General features: G+C 62.3%; 12 protein-coding genes. 8 read left to right on the top strand and 4 right to left on the bottom strand.

Translation table 11 applies throughout. The annotated features are described in order from the left end of the window. Positions 1-19: 19 nt before the first annotated feature. The 5 genes from QZZ02_RS07960 (at position 20) to QZZ02_RS07940 (ending at position 5543) form a co-directional block, all read left to right on the top strand. Complete coding sequence (locus QZZ02_RS07960; protein ID WP_291843532.1) at positions 20-1075, top strand: methyl-accepting chemotaxis protein; 1056 nt, start codon at positions 20-22, stop codon at positions 1073-1075. A 9-nt stretch (positions 1076-1084) separates the two neighbouring features. Then, the gene (locus QZZ02_RS07955) at positions 1085-1387 is read left to right on the top strand and encodes an STAS domain-containing protein (protein ID WP_291843531.1); all 303 of its coding nucleotides are present in this window, start codon (positions 1085-1087) and stop codon (positions 1385-1387) included. 515 nt (positions 1388-1902) lie between these two features. Next, entirely contained in the window at positions 1903-2475 is a 573-nt protein-coding gene (locus tag QZZ02_RS07950) for a hypothetical protein (protein WP_291843530.1), read from the top strand. A 158-nt stretch (positions 2476-2633) separates the two neighbouring features. After that, positions 2634-4280, top strand: coding sequence for a sodium/sugar symporter (locus QZZ02_RS07945; protein WP_291843528.1), 1647 nt, complete (start codon positions 2634-2636; stop codon positions 4278-4280). Positions 4281-4469: 189 nt separating this feature from the next. Next, positions 4470-5543, top strand: coding sequence for a LacI family DNA-binding transcriptional regulator (locus QZZ02_RS07940; RefSeq protein WP_291843526.1), 1074 nt, complete (start codon positions 4470-4472; stop codon positions 5541-5543). Here QZZ02_RS07940 and QZZ02_RS07935 read toward each other — a convergent pair. The 4 genes from QZZ02_RS07935 to QZZ02_RS07920 are packed head-to-tail and all read right to left on the bottom strand — an operon-like array spanning position 5540 to position 11559. Beyond that, positions 5540-7039 carry a tryptophan halogenase family protein gene (locus tag QZZ02_RS07935; RefSeq protein WP_291843525.1) on the bottom strand — a complete coding sequence of 500 codons (1500 nt, stop codon included), beginning with the start codon at positions 7037-7039 and terminating at the stop codon, positions 5540-5542. The genes QZZ02_RS07940 and QZZ02_RS07935 overlap by 4 nt on opposite strands. Positions 7040-7057: 18 nt before the next feature. Further along, a complete protein-coding gene (locus QZZ02_RS07930) occupies positions 7058-8581 on the bottom strand; it encodes a tryptophan halogenase family protein (protein WP_291843524.1) in 1524 nt (507 codons plus the stop codon). Further along, positions 8574-10007 carry a tryptophan 7-halogenase gene (locus tag QZZ02_RS07925; RefSeq protein WP_291843523.1) on the bottom strand — a complete coding sequence of 478 codons (1434 nt, stop codon included), beginning with the start codon at positions 10005-10007 and terminating at the stop codon, positions 8574-8576. Before QZZ02_RS07925 ends, QZZ02_RS07930 begins: the two co-directional genes overlap by 8 nt. A gap of 22 nt (positions 10008-10029) precedes the next feature. After that, positions 10030-11559, bottom strand: a complete 1530-nt coding sequence (locus QZZ02_RS07920) for a tryptophan halogenase family protein (protein WP_291843522.1) — start codon at positions 11557-11559, stop codon at positions 10030-10032. 176 nt (positions 11560-11735) lie between these two features. Here QZZ02_RS07920 and QZZ02_RS07915 point away from each other — a divergent pair, with 176 nt between their 5' ends. The 3 genes from QZZ02_RS07915 (at position 11736) to QZZ02_RS07905 (ending at position 18583) form a co-directional block, all read left to right on the top strand. Beyond that, positions 11736-14909 (top strand): TonB-dependent receptor, encoded by a 3174-nt coding sequence (locus tag QZZ02_RS07915; protein WP_291843521.1) that lies wholly within the window; start codon positions 11736-11738, stop codon positions 14907-14909. A 166-nt stretch (positions 14910-15075) separates the two neighbouring features. Beyond that, positions 15076-16011 carry a glycoside hydrolase family 16 protein gene (locus QZZ02_RS07910; RefSeq protein ID WP_291843520.1) on the top strand — a complete coding sequence of 312 codons (936 nt, stop codon included), beginning with the start codon at positions 15076-15078 and terminating at the stop codon, positions 16009-16011. After that, a complete protein-coding gene (locus QZZ02_RS07905; protein ID WP_291843519.1) occupies positions 16001-18583 on the top strand; it encodes a glycoside hydrolase family 3 protein in 2583 nt (860 codons plus the stop codon). The genes QZZ02_RS07910 and QZZ02_RS07905 overlap by 11 nt, the downstream gene beginning before the upstream one ends. Positions 18584-18758 lie beyond the last annotated feature (175 nt).

The following is an 18758-nucleotide window of genomic DNA, read 5'->3' as shown; positions in this document are numbered from 1 at the left end:
TTTTGTCGACGAGGCTGCCATGCCCCAACACAACCGGATCGAGAACTGGACGACCGACGCCCAAGGTGCGCGGTCTCCGTTTTCGCGCCTCCTGCTTGGAACCATCGAGAGCGCGAACCGGATTCTACTCGACACGACCCAGGACGTCGAAGACCAGGCCCGTCGCCTCAGCGATCTCTTTACGAGCCTCAATGACGGCTCGGAAGAGCAGACCCAGCGCCTATCCAAGCTGGTCAGCCAGATCACGACGGTCGAGCACGAAGGCAAGTCGATCGACCTTATCACGCTGCCGCAGATCTTGCAGGCATCCCTGTCGGAAGTCACCGAGCGAATTCTCGTCCTGTCAAAGCAGGGGGTGTCGCTGATCTATTCGCTCGACGACATTCTCTGCGAAATGGACGGGCTGGGCGCCTGCATCAACGAAATCGAGGCAATCAACAAGCAGACCCGCCTCCTGTCGCTCAACGCGCAGATCGAATCGGCCCGCGCAGGCGCGGCCGGTGCCGGCTTTCAGATCGTCTCGACCGAGATGCACACCCTGTCAAAGCGGATCGATGCCCTGTCGGACCGGATGCGCGGGAGCACGCGCACGGTTACCGAGAGCATTCGCGAGGTCGTCGGCTCGATCCGCTCGGAGTATCGGGAGCTGTCCGAGATTGGCGCAATGGACCTTTCCAAGCAGATCGACGCCAAGGAACATCTCGAAGTCCTGCTCACCTCGCTGGTCGAACGCAATGCCGAAATCTCGGTCGCCCTGTCCGATTCCACCTCCACATCCCGGCGCATCGGCGATGAAGTGCGTGAGGTGGTGATCGCCATGCAGTTTCAGGACCGCATGCGCCAGCGGACAGAGGCGGTCGTGACCGCACTTACGGCGGTGTCGCGTTTCCTGTCTGATCACCCCGAAAAGATCTCCGACCCGGAAACCTGCGACGGTCTGGTGCAGACGATTGTGGATTCGATTTCCCTGTCTGATGTGCGGCGACAGTTCGAGATTGGATTGCGCGGCAAGCCGAGCGATGATGCCCCGGCTCCGGCTCCGGCCCCGGCCGAGTCGACGATCGAACTGTTCTAGGAGCCCAACATGGATTTCAAGAGTGATGCGCGCGGCGACCGGCTGGTCATCGCGATCAGCGGCGTTATCACCTTCGACGATCACAACAAGTTTCGGGGGATTCTCAATGCGATCGCGGACAGCGCCGCGACCACAATCGAAATCTCGCTCGCCGACACCAAGATGCTCGACTCCGCAGGCGTCGGCATGATCCTTCTGGCCAATGACCGGGCCAAGAAAGCCGACAAGACCCTGCGCCTGTCCGGCGTCACCGGCCATGTCGCCAAGGTGCTGGAACTTTCCAGAATCGCCCAGATCCTGCCCGTCGACTGACGAGAGCTGGAGACCTGGGGACTTTGTCGGAGGAAAACAAGTTTGAGCGCGGCGTCGTGATTTTGTGGTGCTTGCCGAGGTGTAACCCGTTCCGGGGTGCTGTCAGACGAATCCGGACTGGTCTCGAAAGACGTTCTTTGCCGCTCCCTCAGACCGCGAGTTGGCGCCAATCGGTCAGGGCCTGGGCGCGGTTATCCTTTAAATCGTCGCGGCGACAAAAGTGGCGTTCGACGTTGACGTAATTGTGGATGGAGGAATGAAGGGCGGCGAATTTCTGAAGACTCTGCATCGACCTTGGTTCTGTCTGACAGTACCGACATCCCAAGCAGGGAGACTGGAGCCAGCCCTCAAGACGGCTGGCGCGATCTGGGCATTTCGAGACCTGCTCCCGCCAATCTCCGTTCACCATCGGGAGTCCGTGGGCTCACCCGGTTAGCGATCGGTCTTGCGTCGCGCCTGACTCCGATGCAGAATGATAGCGTTATCAATCAACATTGCACGCGGGGAGGCGAGCCATGGTGGCAACCAGAAAATTCGGCATGAAAGCCGCAGTGGCCGGACTGGCCGCTATGCTGATCGGGACGACCGGCGCCCTGGCCGGCGTTTCCACGACCGCGGTGTTCGAGCCGCTGAATGACCAGTTTTCGGTGCGCTGGGACATGGAGGGCGGCGGCTTGCGCCGACGTATCGTCGAGTCGCCGACGGCACCGGGCGGAGCCGCCCTGGAAGTCAGCATGCGACGCCGCATCGACGAGGTCTGGCGGTCGCGGGTGACGGTTCCGCTCGTCAACGACATTCATGCGGGTGACACTGTCGAACTGCGAGTATGGATCCGGGCGGAGTCGCCGATCAACGGGCTTGAGACCGGCAATATTGACCTGCAGATCGTGCGCACCAGCGAGCCCTACGACAATATCTTCAGCGAGAATATCCGACCGACCGAAGAGGGGCGCTACTACTCTGTCCGGGGCGTGGCTCAGGCCGACTTTGACGCCGATGACGTCGTGTTCGGGGCCAATATGGGCTACGGCCGCCAGACCATCCAGTTCGGTTCGATCTTCATCAATCGGGTGGAATCCGCCGACTAGACCGGAACCGGATCGCGACGGGCCCATCGCAGACACGCATCGCGCAGGGTAATTGTGCGCGCTACTATTTCTTTTGAGGCACGACCATCGGCAACGGTGTCGGGTCGTTCAGGGCGCTTGGCGACAGACCAGTGATAGCGCGCCCGGGGGGAGAGAGAATGACACTTTCAATGATCGATCTGGCGATCGTGCTCGGCTATGCATTTGGCCTGATTGCGATAGCGTTGCTGGTGAGCCGCGAAAAAGCCGGTCACACCAAGGATTCGACCGACTACTTCCTGGCCGGCAAGTCGCTGCCATGGTGGGCGGTCGGTGCGTCGCTGATTGCCGCAAACATCTCGGCCGAGCAAATCATCGGCCAGTCCGGCCAGGGTTATGTCGTGGGCCTGGCGATCGCGGCCTATGAATGGCAGGCCGCCATCGTGCTTCTCATCGTTGCCAAATTCTTCCTGCCGATCTTCCTGGAGCGCAACGTCTACACGATGCCGCAATTCCTGGATCAGCGGTTCGGCGGTGGCGTTAAGTCGATCATGGCAGTGTTCTGGATCGTCCTTTATACGGCCGTGAACCTTACCAGCGTGCTGTGGCTCGGTGGCCTGGCCATCAATGCCGTGACCGGCTTGGCCGTGCTTCCGGGCATGATCCTGCTGGCGGCCTTTGCCGTGGGCTACTCGCTGTATGGCGGCCTGAAGGCCGTTGCCCTGACCGACATCATCCAGGTGGTGGTGCTGATCATCGGCGGCGTGCTGATCACCTGGATCGCACTCGGTCTGGTGGGTGATGGTGCGGGCGCGCTGGCGGGCTTCTCCACGCTGCTCAACAACATTCCCAGTCACTTCAACATGATCCTCAATCCCGAGCATCCGAACTATTCGGATCTCCCGGGTATCTGGACCCTGCTGGGTGGCCTGTGGGTGCTGCACTTCTCCTACTGGGGCTTCAACCAGTACATCATCCAGCGGGCGCTGGGCTCCAAGAGCCTTGCCGAGGCGCGCAAGGGCCTGGCCTTTGCGGCCAGCCTCAAACTGCTCATTCCGGTCATTGTCGTCGTGCCGGGTATTGCCGCCCTCCATCTCGCCCAGACCGGCATGCTGGACCAGGCAGCACTCGATGCCCGTCCCGACAGCACCTATGGCGTGCTGATGACGCTGGTCCCGGTGGGGCTGCGCGGCCTTGTCTTCGCGGCGCTCATCGCGGCCATCGTGTCGTCACTGGCCTCGATGATGAACTCGATCTCCACCATCTTTACCATGGATCTCTACCGCTCCATGCGGTCGGACAAATCCGAGCAGCACTATGTCACGGTCGGTCGCGTCACCGCGTTTTCTGCCATGGTTATCGCACTGGTCCTGGCGCAGCCCTTCTTGGGCGGCATGGAGAGCGCCTTCCAGACAATCCAGGAGTATACCGGCTTCGTGGCGCCGGGCGTGGTAGCGGTCTTCCTGCTGGGCTTTTTCTGGAAGCGGACCAACACGATGGGCGCGTTTTCGTTGTTGATCAGCTCGGTTGTGTTGTCCTTCCTGTTCTGGCTGATGGCCAATCCGGCCGCGCTTGGCGGAGCCGGTGAGCAGGTGCTCGGCCTGTTCGGGCTCGAAGCCCTGGCCCTGCCCTTCGTACTGCGTATCTGGATCGTTTTCCTGGCCTGTCTGGTGATCGGCATGTTCGTGTCGGTGGTGACCGCGAAGCCGGCCGAGAACCGCCCGGTCGGTCTCTCCGGAATCAAGTTCGCGACCGAGCCGGTCTTCAATCTGGCCGGCCTGGCGATCATCGCGGTGCTCATCGCGATCTATGTCCGCTTCTGGTAATTCTCTCCAAAGCGTGGATCTCAGACTGTGTAGCGCCCGGGTCAGTCCCGGGCGCTTTTCTCTCCAGCCCTGTGAACCGACGGGACGCCGGAGACCGGCGATAAAAATGGGGCTACGCCGGACTTATGGTGTCATAATTGACAGGCCTGATTCTGATCGGGGGCGGCGGAAAATCTGCGCAGGGACTGAATGACCAAAAAGCCGACACCCACGATCAAAGATGTCGCCGATTATGCGTCTGTCTCGCCGATGACGGTGTCCCGCGTGCTCAACAACCAGGACATCGTCAAGGAATCCACGCGTCGACGCGTCCTGGAGGCGATGCGGGCGCTCAATTACCGCCCGAACCTGATGGCCCGCGGCCTTGCGGGGCGCTCAGGCCTGTTCATCGGCCTGATTTACCGCAACCCCAGCTATGGTTATCTCAGCGAGTTCCTCCTGGGGGCTTTGAGCACCTGCCGTCGCCTGGGTCACAATCTGGTGGTCGAGGAGCCGTTCCTTGATCGCAAGATGGTCGATCTCGAACTGATCGAGCGGCGTTTCCTCGACACCAGCATCCAGGCGTTGATCGTGGTTCCGCCTCTGTCGGATGACCCCCAGCTGATTGACGTGCTCGAGCGCACCGGTATTGCCTACGTCTGTGTCAGCCCACGCCTGAACACCTATGTCGGTGCCAGTGTGGGCATGAATGATACCGATGCCGCACGTGACATGACCGACTATCTGCTTGGTCTGGGGCATCGGCGCGTCGGCTTCATCATGGGGCCGCCTGACCACCGGGCTAGTGAGCTGCGTCTGACCGGCTACAAGCAGGCGCTGACCGAACGGGGCATGGCGTTCGATGCCAGCCTGGTCGGACAGGGCGACTTCACCTATGTCTCGGGCATGCATGCGGCCATGGCGCTTCTGGACAACGGGGCTGCGCCGACCGCAATCTTCGCCAGCAATGACGACATGGCGGCTGGCGCGATCACGCGCATTCACCAGTGCGGGCTTGATGTGCCGGGCGATATCTCGGTGGTCGGCTTTGACGATACCGCGGCGGCCGCGACCATCTGGCCGCCCCTGACAACCATCCGGCAGCCTATCCGGGAAATGGCCAATGCCGCGATCGAGACGCTAGAACGTCTCGTAGGCAGGACCGAAGGCAGCGGATCCGACGAGCCGGAGAGGTCGCGCCTGCCCTATCGGCTTGTCGTTCGCGACTCTGCCGCGCCGCCGCGCCAGGGTGCCTGGACGCCGGCAAGCTCGGCGGCTGGCTAGAGCTGTTTTTTCAGGTACTGCTCATGGTCCTCGAACTGTTCGAGGCACTTGTGCATGGCGCGCCGGATCTCGGCCATGCGCTTGTCGAGCATGTCATCTGAAAGATGGTTGATGACCGGGTGATAGCGCTTGGGCCGCAAGTTCTGGCCTTCAAAGACCGCGAACCAGCTGTGCTCGCCGAACAGCTCGTTGTCGTGCCGGTAGAGGCGGCCATTCTCCATGTAGATGTCGATCCGCTGGCGCAAGGACTCCGGCAGCTCCATGGTCCGAACATAGTTCCAGAAATCGCTGTCCGTCCGCTGGGTCGCGCAATAGTGCAGAATGAGGAAGTCGCGCACCTGCTCGAACTCTGCGAGCGTTCGCTGGTTGTAGTATTCGATATCCCGCTCATTGAAGAGCTTGTCGGGGAAGTTGGTCATCAGCCGCGCGATCGCGGTCTGGATGAGGTGGATCGACGTTGACTCAAGCGGTTCCAGGAAGCCACTCGCCAGGCCCAGCGACACGACATTCTTGTTCCAGGGCTTTTTGCGAATGCCGGTGGTGAAGCGCAGGAAGCGCGGGTCGGAAATCGGGGAGCCGTCGAGACCCGCCTTCAGAGTCTCGTAGGCGGCATCGTCGCTGATGTAGGAGCTGCAATAGACATGGCCATTGCCAAGCCGGTTCTGCAGCGGGATCCGCCACTGCCAGCCCGAAGCGTGTGCGGTCGAGCGCGTGAAGGGCGTAAGCGGCCCGGATGACTCGCAGGTCTGCGCGACGGCGCGGTCCACCGGCAGATAGTTCGACCAGTCATCATAACCGGTTTTCAGCGTCTGCTCGATCAGAAGACCGCGGAAGCCGGTGCAGTCGATGAAGAGGTCACCCTTCACGGTCTCGCCGGACTCCAGGGTCACGCTCTCGATGAAGCCATCCGCCGCGCGCTGCGTTACGTCCACGACCTTGCCCTCGATCCGGGTCACGCCGCGACCTTCGGCAACCTCGCGCATGTACTTGCCGTAGAGGGTGGCGTCGAACTGGTAGGCATACTCGATCGTGGCCAGCGGTGAGCCGCGCAGGTTGGGCTGGGGCGGGGAGAATTTGTTCAGCTTCGAGGCGAGAACACACAGATTGTAGTCATCGATCGGCGCGGTGCCCGCCTTGCGGATATGGCGCAGCCAGAAATGATGGAAATGGATCCCGTCCATGTTCACGCCGTAGGGGCTGAACGGGTGGATGTAGCGGTCGCCGATCTGCCCCCAGTTCACGAACTCGATGCCAAGCTTGAAGGTGGCATTCGTGCGGCGCAGATATTCGCTTTCTTCCAGTCCCACGAGCTTGTTGAAGTAGCGTATATGGGGAATCGTCGCCTCTCCAACCCCGACCGTGCCGATCTGCTCGGACTCGATCAGCCGGATGGAGATGGACGGGTCTCTCAGCAGTATGGACAGGGCTGCTCCCGCCATCCAGCCCGCCGTGCCGCCGCCGACGATCACGATCTCTTTGATGTTCTGGTCTTGCATGCCGTTCGCCCCGTTCCCCTAAGCGTTCTTGCCGGACCACGCATATGTCTCGAGGAATGCGTGATGTGATTTCATGGTCTCGACCGCGCCCCGCATTGCGGTCCGCATGGATTGAAGACTGTGCGTGATCTTGCTGCGGTCAATGGTGGTCACGATGGGGTCCACAGCACGGGGCAGGATGTTCTGCCCGAGCAGGACGGCCAGCCAGTTCGGCTTCGCGAACAGTTCGTCTTCATAACGGAAGATGCGACCGGACTCGCTGAAGAGTTCGATCCGGTGGCTGAGCGAGTCCGGGATATCCATCATTCGTGTTTGGTCCCAGAAGGGCGCGTCATCGCGCCGGGTCGCCTTGTAGTGCAGGATGATAAAGTCCCGCACCTGCTCGAACTTCTGGGTCAGGATGCGATTGTACTCATTGCGCACGACATCCCGAATGTCGGCTGTCGGGAAGAGCGCGATGAACTTGCTGATGCCCTCCTGGATCAGATAGAGCGAGGTTGATTCCAGCGGTTCCAGAAACCCGCCAGAGAGGCCGATCGCGACGCAGTTTTTCTCCCAGAAACGGGTGCGATGTCCGGTCCGGAAGGCGATCTTGCGCGGCGACCCGATCGGGGCCCCATCCAGATCCGCCAGCAGGCTGTCGATCGCCTCGTCATCGCTCATGAAGGCACTGCAATAGATGTGGCCATTGCCGGTTCGGTGACGTGTGGGAATTCGCCATTGCCAGCCGGCGCGTTTCGCTGTGGCTATGGTGTAGGGCAGGGGCTCGCCATCGGATTCGCAGGCGATCGCCTGGGCGGTATCGCATGGCAGCCAGTGCGACCAGTCCTGAAAGGACACGCCCAGCGTATCGGCTATCAGAAGGCCCCGGAAACCGCTGCAATCGAAGTATAACTCGCCCTCGACCCGGGCGCCGCCCTCCAGCTCGATATGGCTGACATTGCCAGTCTCAGCGTGCCGGCAGACTTGGTTCACCCTGCCTTCGACACGTCTCACGCCACGGCGCTCGGCATAGCTCCGCAAGTACGCCGCATAGGCCGTCGCGTCGAAATGATAGGCATAGCGAAGCTGCGACAGCACGGAGCGCGGATTGGGATCCGGCATCGCGAACTTGCCCCGGGCCGCGGCAGCGGCACTTAGGCTGAAATCCTCGATGGTGCTGTCGGGATGGTCTTGCCGGTAGCGCAGCCAGTACTGGTGGAAGTCGATACCGTTCATGTCGACGCCCAGCTGGCCGAACGGATGCATGTAGGTCTCGCCCAGGCCGCCCCAGTCCCGGAACTGGATGCCCAGCTTGAAGGTGCCGTTGGTGGCCGCGAGAAATTCGGCTTCCGGAATGCCCAGCATGGCATTGAAATGGAGAATGTCGGGAATGGTGGCCTCGCCGACGCCGATCGTGCCGATCTGTTCGGACTCCACCAGGCATATCTCGACCGCGTCGGCCGGGAGCAGGCTCGACAAGGCGGCGGCTGTCATCCAGCCGGCCGAGCCGCCGCCGACGATCACGATCCGGCGAAGATTGGCGGGCGGCGTGTCAGGCATTGCGCTTCCTGTCCAGGTACTGCTTGAGCTTGGTGAGATAGATATCGTGTGGCGGCATCTGCTGAGTCATGCGGGCGACCGAATCGCGGATGACGGTCAGTTCCCGATCGGCCGTCGCAGCGGTGAGCCGATCGACCTGGCGGTCATGCTGCTTCGGCCAGCGGCCCATGCCGAGATGGAGGATGGTCCAGTCCTCGTCATTGAACGGCTCCAGATCATAGGCGACCAGGGTACCGCGATGGCAGAACTGCCGGATCTTCCGGTCCAGTTTCTCGGGGCGATCGAGTGTCGCGGCCGCCTGCCAGTAAGCGCCGCCAGCGTCACGCCTCCCGACCAGGAGGGCGCGCTGGAACAGGGCGGCATGGTCGGCATCAGCTGCGAAGCGTCGGTTGAATTCGCGGCGTTCGACCGACATGTCTGGCCCGACCGGGATCAATTCCAGCAGGCGTTCGATATCGCGCTGGAGCAGCATCATCGGCGCAGGCGTGAGGGGCTCCGTCACGCAGGCCGCGTGCCCGATCGCCACGCAGTTTCCGACCCAGGCCCTCTCGACCCGTCCCAGCGCGGCAACGAAGCCGGAATCGGTTCCCGTCGCGGTTTCGGGGGCGCCAATCGACAGGATACGGTCGTGGTCCTGCAGGTGGGCGCGCACGGACCAGCCCCTTTCGCTTGCCTCGATCACACGGCAAGGCGGGCCCGTTCGATCGCAGGTCGCTTCGGTTGGATAGATGCCGACTGTGCGTTCCGTCCGGAACTGACCGCCGAGCGACGACAGCCCGGTGCGCGAAACGCCACTGGCATCGATGATCAGATCGGCAGCTAGGCGCTCGCCGGTTTCCAGGCGCAAGGCGATAATGCCGTCCTCGCCGGTTTCCACGGCCTCGACACTTGCGGTCAGACGCCGGGCGGTGCCGGTGGCGACCTCCGCCTCGAGCAGGCGGGTCCAGTCGTCGACCGCAAACTGGTAGCCATACTCCGCGTGCGAGAGCGGCGATGCCGGATCAGCTGGCGGGTGGGCAAAACGCCCGGCGAGGGCGGCTTGGGCGGAAATCAGGAGTGGTTCCAGGAGCGTGCCGGTCCGGGCGATGACATGCCGCATCGGAATGCCGTCGATCAGGGCCAGGGGGGCATGATGGGCCTGCAACCAGCCACCGGTGTCCGGCCAGGTCCTGAAATGGGTGCCGAACGAGAAACTCGTGCGGCTCTTCAGGATCAGCGTCGGTTCGTCGAGCCCGAGGTGGCGCAGGAAGTTGTAGGCATCCGGAGCGGTCGCGCTGCCATAGAGCACATCGCCAACCGGCCCCGGACCATCCACCAGCTGGGTGATCCGGACGGATGTTCCCAGATGGGTCGCAAGGGCCTGGGTGACCATGTTGCCGGCCAGCCCGCCACCAAGGACGACAATACCAACGGGTTCGGAAGTCATGCGCTGCCCCATGTCGCCGGTATCAGGCCCGGGCAGCCATCAGCGGGTCAGACTGTGAGGCTGCCCCGTGACGTTGCAGGAAGTCCGCCTGCATCGGTGTTTCAGCCACGGCGCTGGCCGTCTCCTGCCGGATCCGTTCGAGGCGGGTATCGAGGTCCGGCGTCTCAAAACGATCAATTCGTGGATCATAAGCGGCCGGAACCAGGTTCTGGCCCAGCATGACCGCAACCCAGCTGGGCGGCAGGAAGACGCCGAATTCATACCGCAGCACATAGCCGCGGCTTGTCCAGGCCGTGATTTTTTCCTGTAAGCTGTCGGGCAGTGTCATATTGCGGAAGTAGCGCCACATCTCGCTGTCGTCCCGTTGGGTGGCTACATAGTGTAGCAGCAGGAAGTCCCGCACGCGTTCGAAGTTGAGGCCCATGCGCTCGTTGTACTCATCGACATCGCGCGAATCGACGCGCCCGGTAGGAAAGAGTTCGATCAGCGTGGTGATGCCTTCCTGGATCAGATGGATGGACGTCGACTCCAGTGGCTCCAGGAAGCCGGCGGACAGACCGATGCTCACGACATTTCGGTTCCAGAACTTCCGGCGTCGCCCGGTCTTGAAGAAGAGCTGCTTGGGGTCGGCCAGGGCCGGGCCGTCGAGCGTGCTCATCAGCTGATCAGCGGCTTCGTCGTCCGAGATGAAGGCGTCCCAATAGACGTGACCATTGCCGGTGCGGTGTTGCAGCGGGATACGCCATTGCCAGCCCGCTGTGCGGGCAGTGGCGCGCGTGTAGGGCAGAAGCGTGCCGCGCGACTCGCAAGGCACGGCGACAGCCCGGTTGCAGGGCAACCATTCGCTCCAGTCATCATAGCCGGAGCCCAGAGCCTGCTCGATCAGGACACCGCGAAAGCCCGAGCAGTCCACGAACAGCTCTGCCGCCACGGACTGGCCGTTGTCGAGCGCAATAGCTGTTATATCCCCGGTTTCGGTGTGGCGCGCGACATCTACGACGCGGCCCTCGATCCGCGTCACACCCAGACGCTCGGCATATCTGCGCAGATATCCGGCGTAGAGGCTGGAATCGAACTGGTAGGCGTAGCCGAAATTCGAGCCGATGGCTGTGGTGTCGGAGCCGGGAATCCGGAAGCGTCCCTGCTCGGCTGCGACAATCGGATAGGAATATTCACTCAGGCGATGCGGGTTCCCGGCCTGGCGCTGTTTGAGCCAGAACTGGTGGAAGTCGAGATCATCGATCGGTTGGCCGTAATCACCGAAGGGATGGATGTAGCGATCGCCGCGCTGCCCCCAGTCGCAAAACTCGATACCCAGCTTGAAGGTCGCCTCGGTCGACCGCATGAAATCCGCTTCGTCGATTCCGAGCGCCTGATTGAAATACCGGATATGTGGCAAAGTTGCCTCACCGACGCCAACAGTGCCGATCTGGTCGGACTCAACGAGTGTGATTTCAAGGTCTAAATTTTTGAATTTGTTGGAGAGAGCGGCTGCTGTCATCCATCCGGCCGTGCCACCACCCAGAATACAAATTTTTGACAAATGACCCACGTCTTGTCCTTCGACGTAACAAAACCGTCCAGACAATATGGATGGGCTATTGCAAAAAGGAAAGCAGTTCTGATAGCGTTATCATTCTGGACGGGTTGTGATAGCGTTATCATTTAGCAAAGCTTCGACGCTGGTTCGGGCAAAAAAACAGACTGATGTGTCTAGGGGAGAATGCATTGAAAAACTTCAAGAAAACCGACCATTGGCGGTCGTCCAAATATGCCTTGCTGGGTACCTCGGCTCTGGTTGCCGCCTTCGGCGCGCAATCGGCCTTGGCCCAGGAAGCCACCACCGATGATAGCGACGGCACCACGTCCGAAGTCATCGTCGTCGAAGGCGTCCGCGGCGCCCTCATGACGGCCCGGAACACCAAGCGTGAGGCCGATACCTTTGTCGATTCGATCTCGGCGACCGACGTGTCTCAGCTGCCGGACCTCTCGGTCGCGGAAGCTCTGGCACGTATCCCGGGTGTTGTGACCCAGCGCTTCGAACTGGGTGGCAGCGACGGTGACTTCCCGTCTCCGGAGGGCTCCGGCAACATCGTGCGCGGCCTGCAATACGTCCGCTCCGAGTTCAACGGCCGCGACGCATTCTCAGCCAATGGCGGCCGCGCCCTCGAATGGGCCAGCATCCCGCCGGAGCTGATCGGCGCCGTCGAAGTGTTCAAGAACCAGACAGCGAGCATGGTCGAGGGCGGGGTCGCCGGTACGGTCAACCTGCGTACGCTCGAACCGTTCGACCGCAATGAGCGTGTGGCCGTTATCGTCGCCGACACGATCTACACGGACCAGGCTGAAGAGTGGAGTCCGGGGCTGAGCGTGATCCTCGGTGATCGCTGGGAGAATGGTGCGGGCGAGTTCGGCCTGCTCGGCTCCTTCTCGACCTCCGAGCTGCAATCCTCGATCAACGGTTTCCAGTATGGCCCGCTGCTTGCGGTTCCGAACCCGGATGCGCCCGCGACGATGATGGCGCTGCCCGGCGGCTGGCAGGCCCGTGATGCCGAAGTCGGCCGCGAGCGCGACAGCTACTACCTGGCAGGTCAGTGGCGGTCGAATGACGGCGACATGGAACTCACTCTGAAGGCCACGCGCGTCGAGAACACGATCCGCACGAATGAGCGCACGATCGAATTCTTCACCGACGCTGAAAGCTGGGCTTCCTGGTCCTTCCTGGGCGATGCGAGCACGCGCAATATCGTGCCCTTCACCTCGACGGGCATCTCGCGCTGTAACGGTGCGGGCGAGGCGGCCAATGGCGGCATCGGCATCTGTGAGAACCTCATCGGCATCGATGGCGGCCTCATGGAGTCCGGCGTTGTCTCGAACAATCTGCGCGACTGGCTCGGCCAGACCGGCAATCTGCAGACACCGCTGCAGTCGCTGGCGATCGTGCAGACCAATGAGTCGATGACCCAGGACTTCAGCGCCAACTTCAAATGGCGCGTGAATGATCGCCTGTTTGTCGAGCTCGACGGTCACTATACCGACGCAGAGGCGTCCATGGAACGCCTGTGGGCCGGTGGCAACCACTTCGCCGACTATCGCTTCGACTTCTCCGACACCGAAAATCCGGAAATCGAACTCTTCCTGTCGGACACGGTGCGTCTTGCTGATTGGGGCGGCACCTTCCGTGGCGCCGATCCGGGCGTTCTCGGTGATCTGGCCGATCCGCGCTATGCCTTCTTGCTGTATGCGGCCGACCAGTTCGAGGACAACGCCGGTGATCTCTATGCTCTGCGCGGCGATGCCCAGTACGAGCTCGACGATGATGGCTGGTTCGACTCGATCGAGTTCGGTGCCCGCTACTCCCAGCGTGAGCAGACCAACCGCAATGCCGGCCTGAACTGGGGTGCGATTGCACCGCCGTGGGATGGCTCGGGCTACCTGCCCTACGCCAATCGCGCCGATGCGGATGCCTATGATGTCGGCGACTTCTCCGACTTCCTTGGCGGTGGAGTCTTTGTGGGTGACATAAACTCAATTGTGTTCCCGAGCCGCTTCCAGATGGAAGACTACGAGGCTTTCGTTAACTCGCTGGCCAACGAGCCGCTGCTCAACTCCGGCGCCAATGGCGACGGAAACCTGCAGGTCGGCGACTGGGTCCCGCTCCGTCAGAACGGCATGATCGATTATGTTGCCCGCGGCAGCGAGGGTTCGGTTCAGGAAGAGACGATCAATTTCTACACTCAGGTCAATTACGGCCAGGAGTTCTCCAACGGCCAGTCTGTGAGCGGTAATTTCGGCCTGCGCTATGTGCGTACCGAGACCACGGGCGGCGGCATTGCTTCCTTCGCCGAGCTGGCCGAGGACAATCCGGCCGATCCGACCCAGCCGCGCGATTTCCTTCCGGAAACCGCCGCCTATCTCGACCAGGCCAACCAGAGCAACATGATCGACGCCAGCTACGAATACCTGCTGCCGTCCTTCAATCTGCGCTGGGATTTGAACGATGAAATGCTGGTCCGCTTCGCGATCAGCCAGTCGATCTCCCCGGCGGACATCTCGGCGCTGAACTCCAACCAGGCCACCATTGCCGAGCTGGGTTTCGTGGTCGACGACACGGTCACGCCGCCGGTCATCTCGGATATCGTCCTGGGCGCGCTGCGTGTCTATGGCGGCAATCCGAACCTCGACCCGGTCGAGTCGACCAGCATTGACCTGTCATACGAGTACTATTTCGGCAGCGACGGCCTGTTCGCGGTGTCCCTCTTCCAGAAGGATCTCAAGAACATCATCGTCTATGGCGATGAGACCATCGATGCTGTCACGCTCGACGGCTACACGGTGCCGGTCATCTATTCGGGTAATCTCAACCTGAATGACGGCTCGGTTGAAGGCGTCGAATTCTCCTACCAGCAATTCTTCACGGAATGGCCGGGCCTGCTGGGGAATCTTGGTGTCCAGGCCAACCTGACCCTTCTGTCCTCGGAGACGACGGCGCTGCCGTCGGTGCGCGACACCGAAGGCGATGGCGTGGAAGGCTTCCTCTCGGTCTATCGTTGGAATGTCAACGAGCTGCTGGGCCTGTCGGACACGTCCTACAACCTGATCGGTATCTACCAGGATGATCGCTTCGAGTTCCGTCTCGCCTACAACTGGCGTTCGGAATACTACAGCTCGTACCGCGACTACATCACGGGCAACCCGATCATCCAGGATGATATCGGCTTCCTTGACGCCTCTTTCCGCTGGAGCGTCACGGACAATCTCGAATTCCGGGTCCAGGCTGCCAACCTGCTCGACACCCAGGCGACGTCTCGCCAGGAGGTCGATGCGGCTGGCCAGACATACGCCCGCTCGGTCTTCGACAACGACCGCCGCTTTGAATTCGGCGTCCGCTACGAATTCTAAGCGGTTGGAACCCGCGTGGTTCCTCGCACACTGATCGGGGCAGGGCTTTGGCCCTGCCCCCTTCAGGCTTCCGCTGGCCGCCTCTGGCCTGTATGGCGGATGACACTCTCATGCTCTAAAATAGCTTGCCTCTCACCCGGAAGGGCGCCTGCGCGCGTGTAGTCTGATGTTGCTGAGACCTGTCCTGGCATCCCTGGTCATAATCCTGTCCGCCGACGCCGAGGCGCAGGACGGCTGGCAGCTGGTCTGGTCAGACGAGTTCGAGGGCGCACGCATTGACCGTGAAAAATGGGGTTTCGATATCGATTGCTGGGGCGGCGGCAACAACGAGCGCCAGTGCTATACTGATCGCCCGGAAAATGCGCGCATCGAGGATGGCATGCTGGTCATCGAGGGGCGGCGTGAAACCGAGACCGGAGCCGCTTTCCCACCGCATTGGGGCCGTGAAGCGGCACCCGTAACGCGCGACTATACCTCGGCGCGCCTTGTAACGCGCGACCGTGCGGCTTGGCGCTATGGACGGTTCGAGATTCGCGCCCAGCTACCGGGTCACCAGGGCAGCTGGCCGGCAATCTGGATGCTGCCGGAAGACAATACCTATGGCGGCTGGGCTGCCTCAGGCGAGATCGACATCATGGAGGCTGTCAATCTCGGCGAGCCTTGCGCGCTTTGTCCTGACGGCGTCGAGGATCGTGTCTTCGGCACGCTTCACTATGGCGGGCAGGCCCCGGACAACACCTATTCCGGTACCTCGCTGTCGCTCGAGGACCCGCAGGCCTTTCACACCTATGCGATCGAGTGGACCCCGGCCGGGATCACCTGGTTTGTCGATGGTGAGGCCTATGCCACCCAGACACCCGAGGACTGGTATACCGAAGGTCTGTCGGAGGCGGCGACACCGGCTGCGCCGTTCGATAAGCCTTTCCACCTTCTTTTGAATCTTGCCATTGGCGGGAACTGGCCAGAATCGGAAAATCTGGGCGGTGTCGCCGATCATTCCTTTCCCCGAGCGATGCGCGTCGACTTCGTGCGCGTCTTCGCCTGCCCGTCTGATCCTGAAACCCTGGCGTCCTGCCGGAATGGAGACCGAGATGACCACTAAGACCTTTACGCGGGCCGGGCTGACGCTCACCATCTCCGCAACAGCTCTCTTGATGGCTGCCTGCCAGCCGGGGGCACCCGCCCCGGACGAGGCGCCTGACACCGCGAGCACGGAGAGCACGGCAATCACGGTTTCCAACGGGACCGACACGCTCGTGGTCGACCCGGCCAACTGGCCGGAAGGCGTTTCGGGTGTGGCGCGTGATGCGGAGATCGAGGCCTTTGTGGCTGATCTGGTCTCGCGCATGACGGTGGAGGAAAAGGTCGGCCAGGTGCTGCAGGCCGATATCTCAACCGTGACGCCTGAACTGGCGGCGCAATACCATCTCGGCTCGATCCTGAACGGTGGCAATTCCGGTCCGGGCAATGATAATCTCGCGCCGCCGGAGGCCTGGCTCCAACTAGCTGACGACTACTTCTATGCCACCACGGACACGTCGGATGGCGGTGCCGGTATTCCGATTATCTGGGGCACGGATGCGGTGCACGGCCACTCCAACATCGTCGGGGCAACCCTCTTCCCGCACAATATAGGGCTGGGCGCGGCCAATGACCCTGACCTCATTCGCCGGATCGGTGAAGCGACGGCGCTCGAGATCCGGGCAACCGGGCAGGACTGGACGTTCGCGCCGACACTGGCCGTCGTGCAGAACGACACTTGGGGCCGGACCTATGAAGGCTATTCCGAACGGCCGGAGATTGTGGCCCGCCTGAGCGGTCCGATGGTGGAAGGTTTGCAGGGCGTGGCCGGAACGGACGACCTTCTGGCCGGCGATCACATCGTCGCCACGGCCAAGCACTGGGTCGGTGATGGCGGCACGGACCGCGGCATTGACCAGGGCGACAACCGGGCCAGCGAAGCGGATATGCGGGATATCCATGCGGCTGGCTATCCGCCGGCCATCGCGGCCGGCGTCCAGACGGTCATGGCGTCCTTCAACTCCTGGCACGGCATCAAGATGCACGGCAATGGCGCCATGCTCACCGATGTGCTGGTCGACCGGATGGGCTTTGACGGCTTTGTCATCGGTGACTGGGAAGGTCACGGCCAGATTGCCGGCTGCACGCCGGAGAATTGTCCGCAAGCGCTGATCGCCGGTGTCGATATGTACATGGCGTCTGGCAGCTGGCGGGGCCTCTATGACAATCTCCTCGCGCAGGTGAATGACGGCACCATCCCGATGGAGCGCCTGGACGAGGCGGTGACCCGCGTCCTGCGGGTTAAGGCGCGGGCCGGGATGTTTGACGGTGTGGCGCCGTCGCAGCGGCCCAATGCCGGCAATTTCGATCTGATTGGTAGCGATAATCACCGCGCCATTGCCCGCGAGGCCGTGCGCAGCTCGCTGGTCCTGCTCAAGAATGACGGCGTTCTATTGCCGCTCAGCCCTTCTGCCAACATCCTGCTCGCCGGGGACGGCGCCGACAATATCGGCAAGCAATCCGGCGGCTGGACCATCAACTGGCAGGGCGATGGTCACAGCAATGATGCCTTCCCCGGCGGCCAGTCCATCGCCGACGGCTTCCGCGACGCGATGGCCGAGGCGGGCGGTCAGGTCACTGTCAGCGCCGACGGCAGCTATACCGAGCGCCCAGATGTGGCCGTGGTGGTGTTCGGCGAGAACCCCTATGCCGAGTTCATGGGTGACCAGGACTATGTGAACTTCCCGGATGAAAGCGGCCTGGCGCTGCTGCGTCGCTACCAGTCAGAGGGTATCCCGACCGTGGCGGTATTCATTTCCGGCCGTCCGCTCTGGGTCAATCGCGAGCTGAATGCCGCTGACGCCTTCGTGGCCGCCTGGCTGCCCGGCTCGGAAGGCGGCGGTGTGGCTGACGTGCTCGTCGGCGATAGCGATGGCGCCGCCCGGCATGACTTCCGGGGACGCTTGTCCTACTCGTGGCCGCAACGGGCCGACCAGACAGTCCTCAACCCGCATGACGACGGCTATGATCCGCTGTTCGCTTATGGCTACGGCCTGAGCTATGCCGAGCCCGGCGCGCCGGTGGGTGTGCTGTCGGAAGACAGCGGGCTGGCGGATCTTGTCGGTGTCGGCGCTCTGGCCCTGATCGAGAATGGTCGCACGGCCCCTGATTATCGGCTTGTTCTGGCAGATGCCGCTGGTTCCGCTATCGTAGCCGGGCCGGATGCCAGCAGCCCGGACGGCCAGGTCAGCGTGACGCTGGACGACCGCGATGTTCAGGATGACAGCCGTCGCATCACCTGGTCGGGCGATGCCTCCATCAGCGTCGTGGGGGACGCGGTCGCACTGGATCCTGCCAGCCTGCTGCAGTTCTCCTATCAGGTCACCCGGCGGGGTGATGGCCCTGTCAGCTTTGCCATGGCCTGTGGCGAAGGATGTTCCGGCACGCTGGACGCAACGGCCGGCATCCGTTGGGCCGAGAACAAGGGCTGGCAATCGGCTGTCCTGCCGCTGTCCTGCTTTGCCGAGGCGGGCGCCGACCTGTCGCAGATCACCGCCCCGCTGGTGATCAATGGCGCGCCGGACCTCGAGATCTGGGTGGATGATGTCACCATCGCCGGCGAGGCAGGCGAAGACATGGCTTGCGAGCTCTGAGTCCAGCTGGGCGGCCGCCCGGTATCGGGCCGACCGCCCAGCCTGCCCTCACAGCATCACGCAACCCCTATCGTGCATTCGATGCCGCAGTCTCGTCGACGCAATAGCCCGGTGGGACTGGCGGCAGGGCCGGCTCGGCGCCAAGCGTCGCACTGGCAGTGTCATGTGTGGACGG

Origin of the sequence: Maricaulis sp., from assembly GCF_015665295.1 — a bacterium.
GTDB lineage: Bacteria > Pseudomonadota > Alphaproteobacteria > Caulobacterales > Maricaulaceae > Maricaulis.
The sequence above is the reverse complement of the archived record's forward strand: the minus strand, read 5'-3'. Positions and strand labels throughout refer to the sequence as shown.